General features: G+C 43.3%; 8 protein-coding genes. 3 read left to right on the top strand and 5 right to left on the bottom strand.

Going from position 1 to position 11,713, the window contains the following annotated elements; genetic code table 11:
- Positions 1 to 43: 43 nt before the first annotated feature.
- Genes V6M43_RS12990 through meaB form a run of 3 tightly spaced genes read left to right on the top strand, consistent with a single transcriptional unit; the run spans position 44 to position 2,912 of the window.
- Positions 44 to 907: a glycosyltransferase family 2 protein gene (locus V6M43_RS12990; protein WP_332735905.1), complete on the top strand. Its 864-nt coding sequence runs from the start codon at positions 44 to 46 to the stop codon at positions 905 to 907.
- 39 nt (positions 908 to 946) lie between these two features.
- Positions 947 to 1,999 (top strand): glycosyltransferase family 4 protein, encoded by a 1,053-nt coding sequence (locus tag V6M43_RS12995; RefSeq protein WP_332735908.1) that lies wholly within the window; start codon positions 947 to 949, stop codon positions 1,997 to 1,999.
- A gap of 13 nt (positions 2,000 to 2,012) precedes the next feature.
- A complete protein-coding gene (gene meaB / locus V6M43_RS13000) occupies positions 2,013 to 2,912 on the top strand; it encodes a methylmalonyl Co-A mutase-associated GTPase MeaB (protein ID WP_332735910.1) in 900 nt (299 codons plus the stop codon).
- A gap of 110 nt (positions 2,913 to 3,022) precedes the next feature.
- Here the strand turns inward: meaB and V6M43_RS13005 are convergent, their stop codons facing one another.
- The 5 genes from V6M43_RS13005 to V6M43_RS13025 form a co-directional block, all read right to left on the bottom strand.
- Positions 3,023 to 4,456, bottom strand: a complete 1,434-nt coding sequence (locus V6M43_RS13005; protein WP_332735912.1) for a TolC family protein — start codon at positions 4,454 to 4,456, stop codon at positions 3,023 to 3,025.
- A gap of 6 nt (positions 4,457 to 4,462) precedes the next feature.
- Positions 4,463 to 5,821: an HlyD family secretion protein gene (locus V6M43_RS13010; protein ID WP_332735914.1), complete on the bottom strand. Its 1,359-nt coding sequence runs from the start codon at positions 5,819 to 5,821 to the stop codon at positions 4,463 to 4,465.
- A 25-nt stretch (positions 5,822 to 5,846) separates the two neighbouring features.
- Positions 5,847 to 7,532: a peptidase domain-containing ABC transporter gene (locus tag V6M43_RS13015; RefSeq protein WP_332735916.1), complete on the bottom strand. Its 1,686-nt coding sequence runs from the start codon at positions 7,530 to 7,532 to the stop codon at positions 5,847 to 5,849.
- Positions 7,533 to 7,682: 150 nt separating this feature from the next.
- Positions 7,683 to 11,237 carry an ATP-binding protein gene (locus V6M43_RS13020; RefSeq protein WP_332735918.1) on the bottom strand — a complete coding sequence of 1,185 codons (3,555 nt, stop codon included), beginning with the start codon at positions 11,235 to 11,237 and terminating at the stop codon, positions 7,683 to 7,685.
- A gap of 168 nt (positions 11,238 to 11,405) precedes the next feature.
- Complete coding sequence (locus V6M43_RS13025; RefSeq protein WP_332735920.1) at positions 11,406 to 11,624, bottom strand: hypothetical protein; 219 nt, start codon at positions 11,622 to 11,624, stop codon at positions 11,406 to 11,408.
- Positions 11,625 to 11,713: the final 89 nt, after the last annotated feature.

Here is an 11,713-nt window from a genome sequence, read left to right on the forward strand (position 1 = left end):
CTTCGCCTTATAACAGGTAACTATTTTCGCCACAATAAAGTTTATGAAAATTACCGGATTTACTATCATCAAAAATGCGGTCATCAACGATTACCCGATTGTAGAAGCCATCCGCTCGATCTTACCGATAGTAGATGAAATGATTGTTCTGGTAGGCGACAGCACAGATGATACCGAAGCCCTGATCCGCTCTATCAATTCAGATAAGATCCGCATTCACCATTCTGTTTGGGATAAGAGCCTCCAGAAAGGTGGTTTCGTACTGGCCGATGAAACCAATAAAGCCTTTGACCTGGTGGGTGCTGACAGCGACTGGGCATTCTATATCCAGGGCGATGAATGCATCCATGAAAAATACCACGCCTCCATTCTGGAAGCCGCCAAACGGCACCTGGCTGACCGTCGGGTGGATGGACTGCTCTTCAATTACCTTCATTTTTATGGCACCTATGACTATGTGGGCGACAGCCGAAAATGGTATGATAAAGAGGTGAGGCTGATCCGCAATGATAAATCGATCCGCGCCTACCGCGATGCCCAGGGTTTTAGACGGAACGGAGAAAAGATCAGGGTAAAACCTGCTCACGCCTGGGTATATCATTATGGATGGGTGAAGAGTGCTGAGCAGATGAAAGAAAAAGTTCGCAGTGCACTGGAGCTATGGCAGGAAAGAAAAGAGCGGGCTGTTTCACCGGTTGAAGTGTTTGATGTAAATGATTATGATTCATTGAAGCGATTTACCGGCACACACCCTGCGGTAATGAAAGAACGGCTGGCAACGAGGAACTGGGATATGCAGTTCGACCTGAGCCGTAACAGGATGACCCTGAAGAACCGGGTGCTATATGCCTTTGAAAAACTGACCGGCCGTCGATTGTTTGCTTTTCGGAATTACCGGCTCACCTAATAGGTGTCTGACATGTGTCAGACACCTTAATCATACAGCATGAAAATTCTCGAGATAAACCTGGCCCGTTCGTGGAGGGGTGGTGAAAGGCAAACTTTCTACACCTCAAAATCATTGCTCGATAAGGGCCATGAGGTGACGGTATTGTGCAGTAAGGGCGGGCAACTGGCTGATCATTGCCACCTGCAGCAAATTCCAACCGCACTGGTTACCGGCAGTATGGCCATGGCCAGATGGCTATCGGCCTATGGCTCTTCCTATGACATCATCCATTGCCAGGGAAGTAAGGAACTCACCTGGTGTATCCTTACAAAAAAAATCCACAACCGTCCAGTGGTACTTAGCCGTCGGGTCAATTTTAAACCCAAAGGCGCGCTAACCGCCTGGAAATACAGGAAGACGGACGCTGTGGTGGGAGTAAGTGATGCCATCCGCGAAACACTCCTGACTTTTGGCGTGAAAAATGTGCAGGTAATTCCCAGTGCATTTCTTCCAACTCCCGGGGATGAACGAAAAATTGCGGCGCTGAGAGAAGAATTCAATATCGGTAATAGGAAGGTTATTGGAACTGCCGCCGCCATGACCTCTGAAAAAGATCCCTTCACTCTTGTAGATTCTGTAAAGCGGCTCTATGAAAAAAGACAGGATTTTATTTTCCTTCATTTTGGGGATGGCGTGTTGAGGGAAAAGGTCATGAATAAAGTTCAGTCGGAAGGATTAGCGGGGGTTTATTTTACCCCAGGCCACCTCGAACATATTGAGCAGATCTACCCCGTTATGCATGTTTTCGTGATGAGTTCTTTGGAAGAAGGCCTGGGTAGCAGCGTGCTCGATGCATTTTATCACCGGATACCAGTGGTTGCAACGGCAGCCGGGGGACTGAAGAATCTGTTGGGTAATGGCCGTGGGCTTCTCTGCGAAACAGGTGATGCTGCCTGTTTGGCTAATGGCATGAACAACCTGCTTGACAGAAATGAGGAGCATCTGAAAATGACGGAAAAGGCTTATGATTACCTGCTTGAAAATCATGGCATCTCCCACTGTACAGAACAATACCTTGCATTGTTCCGGCAATTGACCGCATCATCTTAACTTAACGGCAATTATGTGGCCAGCAATCATGAAAGGGATAATGGATGGAGATGTGAAAAGCATCGCGAGAAGCATATCGCTTATTGAAAACGAGGTGCCTGGTTATGAGGAACTTATGCAATCGCTGCCTCATTTCAACACCCCGGTCATAGGAATTACCGGTCCACCCGGTGCAGGGAAAAGCACCCTGGTTGATGCCCTCATCAGCATAATGGTGAATGCGGGTAAAAAAGTTGCCGTTCTCTGCGTGGATCCTTCTTCTCCATTCAATTTGGGAGCGTTGCTGGGTGATCGCATACGCATGAGCGATTGGTACAACCACCCCTCCGTTTTTATCCGTTCACTTGCCACCCGTGGTTCTTTGGGGGGATTGCACCCACATATCATTGAGATCACTGAATTGCTTAAAGTGGCACCCTTTGATTACATAATTGTGGAGACGGTTGGGGTGGGCCAAAGTGAGGTGGAGATCGTTGGTCTGGCGGATGTTACAGCAGTAATCCTTGTACCCGAAGCGGGGGATGAGATCCAAACCATGAAGGCGGGATTGATGGAGATCGCAGATCTGTTTGTTGTAAATAAGGCAGACCGCCCCGATGCCGATCAATTTGTCCGAAACCTTCGCAGCATGCTGGCGCCCACATTCAGCCGTCATAAAAATGAAGTGGTGGTGATCAAAACCATTGCTTCCGAAAAGAAAGGAACGGAGGACGTGCTGGAAGCAATTGAGGCCGTTTTACTTCACCATGAGCAAACCGATAGAAAAGCCTGGTTACTTGCTGAAAGGGCATACCACCTGATTGAGCGCAACCGGATGAAGGATATCAATAAGCAGCGGCTTAAGGAGGCAATTGAGGAACTCCAGGAAAAGAACGCTTTTAATCTATACAAATTTGTGATGCAGTTCCATTAATGCACACCGCTATTCGACCGCTAAAGAAGGCATTAAGCTTTTACATAGACCAATAGTGGTCGCCTCCTGGTCGCCTCTTTATCTCCATCCGGTCCCCATGTGGCCTCGCATTACTGCAATCCACCCGCTGCCCAATTCAGTGCAGCAAAGGCCTGGTAAAACTTCACTTTCAATTCCAGTAATTTCTGCTTTGCTTCTAACACTTTGGTTTCGCGGGAGTTAAGCAAAAACAAGGTTGTTTCCCCAAATGAGAATTTGAGTTGCTCAGCTTCAAAAAGGCGTAAGTAGTTGCGGTAAGCATCTTCGTAAATGGCTATTTGCTTTTGCAGGTTGAGCACTTCACTATAATGAAACCGGATCTTATTCTCCAGATTCAGTTCTGTGAAGCTGCGATCAAGTTCGGTGGATTTAATCTTAATTTTTGCAGCACGGTAATTACCGATTCCACTTCGGTTGGGAATGGGGATAATCGCATTTATCCCAAACTTGTAATTATTCTCAAATAGGTTAGCCTTAAAGGAATTGGTCACATTATATCCCTTTTGCAGAAAATTGTACTTCAGGTCAACTTTTGGGAGAAGGCTTTGAAATTTCAATCTACGTTCAACTTCGAGGGACTGTAATTTAAAATTGATTTCCTGCAACTTAGGATGCTCAGTAAGCGCTTCTGTGATCCAGTTATTGAGTTGATCAACTTCATACTTTGAAATGGGTTGCTTTGACCATAAGGTATCGGGAATAACCATCTCGTTCAGGTATACGGGCTTATCATCTTCCATCCATAAGAATGTTGATAATTCCAATGTTGATTTCCTGAATTTCAACCATGCTTCTTCCCGTTGTTGCTGAAAGGCCTGCAATTGCACGAGTGCTTCCGTGGTATCAACAGCTGCACGGTCGCCCTGTTGAAATGAAATACGCACCAGCTCGTACCTGGCTTCATTCAATAAAATAGTGGTGTCAAGTACCGCAAGCAGCTGGTAATCCCTTGCCCAGCCCCAATAGGCTTTATAGGCATCCAATAAAAGATCGTTGATCCAAACGCGTCGTTCAAACGCTGATTGCTGGGTAAAAAGTTTGCCCTTCTCAAGAGCTGCGCGTCGTTTATCCAATACCAGGTCTTTTAATAATGGTAAACTGATACCGGCATAACTAGTACGACTAAGCGATACTTCAGGATTAGTAAAATCCCCAATATTATTTTCAAGGCCGGCATATAGTTCTACACCAAACCAGGTAGGTACGCCAAGCTCTGCATTGGAATAATTGTAATAGTTTTTTCCATCAAATGTTTTCTGGTCATTGCTTATAAATACCTGCGGATCAAATTCTCCTCGTATAGCAACAAGTTGCGCTCTTGCAGCATCCACCAAAAGGCCGGCTTGCTTTGCAACGGGGTGATGCTCTTTCACCATATTGATAAAATCCTCTTCCGACAATACACGCAATGAATCCTGCGCGTGCAGGAGACTGCCTGCAGTTGCGCAAAAAATGAACAAACTCAAAAATCCACGCTTCAAAATATATGCTACATCCTTAATCATCAATAATTATTTTTCTTTCCCCTCTTTTACGGTTGATGCTGTTTGAGGGCGATAATAATCTGGTGGAAAGCCATTGATCTGCCGCCATAATTCATACCATACCGATACGTCTTTCAAGAGTGTAAAGTTTACAGCACCCGTTCCCAGTTTCATATTTGCGGGCCACGGTCTCTCATTTTTATCTTCTGCAACCAAAACGCGAAACATACCATTGTCGCTGAGATTCGATTCAATGGCTACAATTTCACCACCATAGGTTCCATAGGAAGCCTCGGGCCAACCACTGAAGATGATTGCCGGAAATCCATCGAACATAAACCGTGTTTTTTGTCCAAGGTTAAGTAGTTGCAGATCCATTGGCTTTACCCACACCTCTACTGCCAGTTGATAATTTTTAGGAACTATTTCAACAATCATATCACCTTCCTTCAGCATTTCATTTATACCCGCTTTCATTGCCTTAATTACCTGTCCATCCTGCGGTGCAAGTACATAATACTGTCCGTTCCGTATCCTGTAATTATCATATTGATTTTGCAACTTCGCCACTTTTCCCTGACCACTGGAAATTTGAGATTGGGATTGAAACCGATCACCTGAAGCCTTTGCGATCTTCTCCGCATATTCCTGAATTGCTGCGCTACGCTCCAATTGTAAAATGAGCAGATCCTGTTTGCTGTTATTGAAATCGTTTTGGGCGCCAATCATTTTCGCATTCACATTCTGGTGCATCACTTTCCTTCGTTCAAACTCAGTTAATGGAATAACCCCCTGCTCATACATTTTAACAGCACCCTCCAGTTGGCGGTCGGCTACATTCATTTCATTCATTGCCGCGCTAACTTTCATACTATCACTCTGTACTTTGCGGTTGGTCTGGATTATCTTATTATCAATTGAATTCAATTTCAACTCCCTTTCATTCTCGAGTGCATTAATCTGCTGATCAGTGCTTTTTACTTTCCCTTCATAAAAATCAATGGTCATTCGCTCTGCAGATAATTGCTGTTCGGTACGCTGCAAAAGATTCGGATCGAGGTAATCATCCTTTATCTCTGCCAGCTGCACAATAGTATCCCCCTTATTAACAAAGTCGCCCTCCTTCACCCACCATTTTACAATACGTCCACCGATAATATTGTTAATCTGTTGTGGTCGTTGTTCCTGTCTTAATGTTGTAACCGCTCCAGTACTGCGGATATTTTGCGTCCATGGCAGAAACAAGATTATGATCACAATTAAGACAATAAGAAAAAAATATAGGCGGATATTACTCACCTTGTTTTGCCGGTAAATTTTTCCAAAGGATTGTAAGGGCTTTCCAACCTTGGATTGTATATCAGGAGTTAATAATTGAAAGGCCATATTTTGCTTTTATAACTGGTTATAATTATGGTGTTGCTTTCTTAATAATTGTTCCATCCTGCATGGCAAGTACCTGATCACATTTACTGGCAAAATCTTCATCATTGCTGATAACGATTACCGTGGTGCCAGGGATCTGGTGAAGTAAATAGTTCTCAACTTTTGCTTTGCTTTCTGCATCAAACCCCAGCCACGGCTCCTCAAGCAATAATAATTTTGGATTAGATATGAGTGCTCTCAATAAGAGTACTTTTCGGATAACGGCACTTGACAATCGCTTTCCTGCCGCATCAATGGGTGTATCGTAACCCTTTTTTAATGAGGAGATAAAATCACTTATTCCTAGTTGGGCTGCCAGTACTGTGATTTCGGATGTAGTAACTGCAGTATCTCCCAGGGTAATATTCTCATAAAGGGTACCCTGGAATATGTCTTGCTGATGAAATAGAATTCCTGTTTCTGCCCGCAAGAGGGCTGGATTGTAATTACCGATCGGAATATTGTTGATGCTTATTCTTCCACGAAAATCGGTGTAGGCTCCGGTCAATAATTTCAGTATAGTTGATTTGCCGGAACCATCCCCACCTGTAATACAGACCTTCTCACCTGAACGTATATCAAAAGAAACCTGTTGCAAAATAGAAGTCTCGTCGTTATAACTGAAACTGAGATCGCTAGCGGAAACTGACATGCCCTGTTGTAGTTCATCGGGGCTTAGTGAACCCTCTGCTTCCAATGGCTTATCAATCACCTTACCTAATTTCTCAACGCTTGTGAGGATATCGTAGATCTTATCGAGGCTACGGATAAGTTTTTCAACGGATGCCAGCACTAACAATATAACGATCTCCGCTGCTGCAAACTGACCTACGTTAATTTCATTACTTACCAACAGAAATGCTCCCACAATGAGCATACCTGCTGTAATAATAATTTTAAACCCAATAAGGGACCAGTACTGCATCAGCAAAATGCGAAAGTGACTTGTGCGGGCGTGTAAATATCCCGTAACCAGATCATCAGTTTTATCAACCGGTAAAGATGAACCACGTGAAAACTGGAAAGATTTTAAAACTCTTGCTATTTCTTCAAGCCATCCCGCAACAGCATATTTATATTCACTTTCATCGAGGCTTGTGGAAAGTCCCCTTGCGTATGTTACACGAATTATTATAAATAATATAAGTAACACGAGTAAACTGAAAATGATAAAAACATTGGCATAAAGTGAAAGCAGGATCAAACCAAAGATCACTTGGATCATGGCCGCCGGAATATCGAGCAGAATCCGGCTTAAACTTTTTTCAAGGTTGATGGTATCAAAGAAGCGGTTTACAAATTCAGGGAGGTAGTATTGATCGATCCTTTTAAGATCAAGGCGTGGAATTCGCCAGGCAAATTCAAAAGAGTAACGGGTAAAAATTCGCTGCTGGATCTTCTCAATGATTTTCATCTGGTTCACCTGAAGTAATCCGGTCAGAAATACACTTATCACTACCAGAACTATCAGAACAATAATTGAGGTAGACATCCGGCCGGCAAGCACAAAATTGATGATGGCCTGCACACCTAACGGAACGGCTAATTGCAAAAGCCCGGCGAGTATCGCATAAAAATAAATAGATCCTATTTCCTTCCTTTCCAGGTTAAGTACCTGCAATAAACGTTGTAAAGGACGCTTTAGGTCCTTCTCAGCCTGATCATTTGCCATTTTTGGTTTCCGTTATGTGAAAGAGAGTTAATTGCTGAAGCCTGATCCTTTGAACAGGCATTTAAGTGTTCCGATAAAACAGGGAAGCCCACAAAAAGTTCAAAACTACGGGCGATTTTGCTTTTTTTAACAACATCCCCTTTCATTCTTTCAATTCCAGGCTGTTGAAGGTAGTTGAATGATAAATTCGGACCCTTCTCCTTCTTTTGTTTTCACCTGCAACTCTCCCCCATGAGCTTTTATTATATCATAGCTCAAGCTCAAACCTAATCCCGTACCCTGTCCGGTGGGTTTGGTGGTAAAAAAGGGTTGGAAGATTTTATCCAATATTTTATTCGGGATGCCGTTGCCATTGTCCATTACGGTCACTTCTACATTAGAGCCTAACTTTTGGGTGCTAATTGAAACAGTTGGTTCATATCCATCTCCGGTTTGATTTTTCTTTTCATTAACCGCATAAAACGCATTGGTTATTAAATTCAGAATCACCCTACCTATATCCTGTGGAATCACATTGATGTTGCTGATTGTTTCATCATAAGCTGTTTTCAGCAATGCATTGAAACTCTTGTCCTTTGCCCTTAACCCATGATAAGCTAATCGCAGATATTCATCAGCCAAGGCATTAATGTTTGTTGGCTCCCTTTGTCCGCTGCTGCTGCGGCTATGCTGTAACATGCCTTTTACGATGCCATCGGCTCGTTTACCATGATGACTAATTTTTACCAGGTTCTGCTTTACATCATCTGCCAGGGCTTTGACCTCTTCAAAATTTCCCTTAGCCACTTCTTCCATCATTTCGTCAATCAGTTCAGTACTTACATCAGAAAAATTATTGACAAAATTTAGCGGGTTTTGAATTTCATGGGCGATACCTGCGGTGAGTTCACCGAGGGAGGCCATTTTCTCACTTTGTATCAGTTGTTTTTGTGTTTCCTGCAATTCTATTAATGCTTCTTCCGCCTTTTTCCTGGCTACTTTGATTTCTATCAGATCCTGCTCTGCCCGCAAAGCCTGTGCTTCAGCTTTTTGAAGGTCGAGGAACCTGGTATAGGTCTGTTCAAATACTTTGGCGAAGCGTACAAAAATGTCGTAAGCGTATGGGCAGGATTCATAGGTTATGAACATCAGGTAGCCCTGCGAAAAAAATGCACAGTGAATGATCTGAAAAGTTGGCAATGAAAAACCGGCTTGCTTTAGGTCCGGCAAAATAGTATCTCTGAAAACGGGTATAGATGCAAGGTATTGGTAGTGAGTTTCCAAACCCTTTCCCTGCTGCTCAATTACAAGTAATGATTCTCCTTTTTGCGCTGCTTCATAAATTGGAAGGTATATATCTTTTGAACTGTCGGTCCTGAAGGGTGGCTGAAGACCTTTCACCGAACCCATCCAGGCTGTAGCTGTGTTTCTCTCTTCATCCCAGATATTAAAGCCGCAGGAAAAAGGGGGTATGCCGAGCTCCTGAATCTGTTGGAATAAAAGCAATGCCGCATCCTGGAGTTCATCACTTCTCTGCATGCCCATGGTTTTTGCTCTAACCCTTTCCAGGGCTGCTTCAAGCATTGCTTCTTTCGCTTGCGCTTCTGCCTGCTTTAAATCATTGAAACGAGTATAGGTTTGATCAAAAACCTTTGAAAAGCGGAGCATGATATCAAAATGCTCGTCGGGCAAGGGATCCATGCTTGCTAAAGTGATACATCCAAAATTATTAAAAGACACATTCAAATTTATCCTGTCTGGGGCTCTCATACCTTCCTGTACAAAACCTGGCAGCTGGGATAATTCAGTTTCTGAAAAAATAAAATCATCCCATTCTTTTTTTATTTGCCCTTCCAAAACATAATTCCATTTTAACTTTTTATCTCTCCATGCCTTAAAATATGCAGTTATGGGTGGATGATCATGTTGTTTTATATATAATCCCATCGGATTTTCCGGATCTTCTGAATTAGCCATCCACCATTTTGAATCATTGGTTTCTTCGTTGAAGATCATAATCAGACATCGTGTAAGAACCAGTTCAAGCTTCGTTAACTCGGTGAATACAGTTCCTATAAGTGCAGATAATTCTTCTGAATTATGCATAGCCATCGCACGGCTCCTGACCCTTTCCAATGCCGATTCTATCTGCGCTTCCCTTGCCTGTGCTTCTGCTTTTTTCAGGTCCAGAAATCTCGTATAGGTCTGTTCAAATACTTTTGCAAACCGCATGAAGATATCGTGGGCTTCAGGAGCTGGTTTATAAGTTATAAAGAGCAGGTAGCCATACCTGAAAAAGGCCACATGGTCTATCTGCGAGGCGGGAAATGGGATGCCTGCATCCTTCATTTGGAGGAGCTGATCACCCACCCCTGGTAAACTACATAAGTATTTGTAATGAGCGGGACATTCATCTTCGCCGATCTCATTGATCAAAAACGTTTCCCCCTTTTTCCCTGCTTCGTAATAACGAAGAAATACCCCTTCTCTTGGCGTTCTGTATTGAGGAAACGTACCCTTGCCATTACTCCCCCATTCCACAGAGCTATTGGGGTCTTCATCATTTATATTAAATGCACAAAACCAGGTTGGCACCCCCAATTCCTGTACCTGCTTTACTAATTCGAGAGAGAGATCCGCAAGTTCTTCACTTTTATGCATGGCCATGCTTCCTGCCCGCACTCTTTCCAAAGCCAATTGCACCTGCGCTTCTCTTGCCTGTGCTTCTGCTTTTGTGATATCAATATATCGCTTGTATGAAAGGTCAAAAACATTCCTGAAACGTTTGAGAACAGATAGCTTCCCGGTACTGATAGCACTGTAAGTTGATATGCCGATACCAGTTTCGCCTACCGAATAATTATAATAGTATAATGCATGGATATCATTTAGCCGTGGGTCATCATACTCGCCATTGGCCTGCCTGAATGATTTCCATTCTTCTAGTTCTACACCGGCTATTTCAAGTTCCGAAAATGAATCATTAGCCTTCCGGATATCCCTTATAAATTTTTCCATGAGGGAATTGCCATGGTAGGGAATTGTCGAAATGGAGCCGCCGGTTGCTTCAGAATAATCGTAATTAATGAAATACTTTTTGTCATCAAAGAATCGATGAATCATCGTATTCCTTAGTTCGTTGAAGCCGAGTAACTGTAACTCAGCGTAATGCTGTTTACAAATTTCCAACAGGTCGTCGGGTTTGGTCATACCCATAGCAACGGCCCTTACTCTTTCGAGAGAGGCTTCAATCTCCAGTTCACGGCTTTTATGTTCCAGTTCAACCGTTCTTCTTTTAATGGCATCACGAAGTTCCAGGTTTTCTTTTGTGATCTGTTCAGTTCCTAAAGCTTCGCCTACTTTTGCCTTTGTATCAGGGACGGAAAAATGCTGGTAAATAAAACGCCATCCATGTTCTGTTTCCTGCATCAATGAGGAAAACCTGAAACGCGAATAGAATACCCATTGGGGCTCACCTACTACATATGCATCAGCCAGGTCAGTGATTAAGATCAGCCCACCAACCAATTCTTCAATTTTTCTTGTAACGTTTCTTAATTCAGCTTTGCCGGTTAACTGGTGAGCAGTAGCATCAAAAGAGCCAACAAAATGATAATCATCAGCAAGAATCGAATCGTATGTTTTTACGTCGCCATTCAGGTAGCTGTTGCACCAGGTATTGTACACCTGCATAAGTTCTGCTTCCTGCTCTTTCTTCAACTTCATTATTGGTTAATTTGGAATGCTGATAATAAAATTGAAAGAGGTGGATATTGCATGCGCAATAATGGCATTGCAAATATGCAGTGCAGTGACAATCGCATGGGCTGGGGTTTATCCATCAATTTACTAAACTGCAGCAAGAAGTCGAAGAAATCCTTTAAAGAGGGAAGGCTAGAACATATCGCGGTTTGCCTTATACCAACGAAAACCAAGTATACCAAGAATAGCGAGAGGTGTGGCGGCCAGGTAAATGATTCCGCCATTCAGTGCTTTTGCCGGCTTCTCACCAAGCTGTTGGGCGGTTTTAGTGCAGATAGAACATTGTGCCTGGCTCTCCAGACCGGTGGAAAGTAAAAATATCATCATCAGAGAAACAACAGCACGCATCATTATCTGGGATTTGTTCAAAATTACGGGTTGCAAGCCAATTGAAAAGCGATTGTTGAAGACAACAAGCACTGGCCTGGCTTAATGGGGTA

The organism is Flavihumibacter sp. (assembly GCF_036676075.1).
Lineage (GTDB): Bacteria > Bacteroidota > Bacteroidia > Chitinophagales > Chitinophagaceae > Flavihumibacter.